We start from the raw sequence: 387 nt of genomic DNA on the forward strand, positions 1-387 counted from the left end.
GGCCCACCACGATCATCGCGCTGAACACCACCACTCCTGCGATGGCGACACGACCGGCAGGTGCTTGGTACGCCGTGACTTACCAGTGCACACCGGGCACCAAGCGCACCGCCCGCTTGACCGGACGGGCCACCGTGCGCGGGACCCGCAGGCTTCGCGTGCTGCGGACTGGGCGCTTCGGCCGTCGTTGCGTCGGTTCGGCTGCCGCGGTCTGAGGGGCCTCGCCTACCTCGCCGCGCGCAGCCGCCGAGTCCGGATAGCCCAGATACAGCTGATGCAGGACGCGGCGAGACAGTTTCGGGGTCAGGTAATTACCGAAATCAGCCACGGTGCCCAGCGGGGTGTCGATCCGGGCCGGCTTGTCGACCAGGCCGCGCACCACCATGG

The 387-nt window shown here is 69.3% G+C and carries 1 protein-coding gene; it reads right to left on the bottom strand.

Annotated features, from left to right (window positions below; all coding sequences use genetic code 11):
• Positions 1-79: 79 nt before the first annotated feature.
• On the bottom strand, positions 80-387 hold a 308-nt coding region (locus tag IMZ11_RS44700; RefSeq protein ID WP_228649885.1), incomplete at its 5' end, for a hypothetical protein.

It is taken from the genome of Microtetraspora sp. AC03309 (assembly GCF_020826795.1).
Taxonomy (GTDB): domain Bacteria; phylum Actinomycetota; class Actinomycetes; order Streptosporangiales; family Streptosporangiaceae; genus Microtetraspora; species Microtetraspora glauca.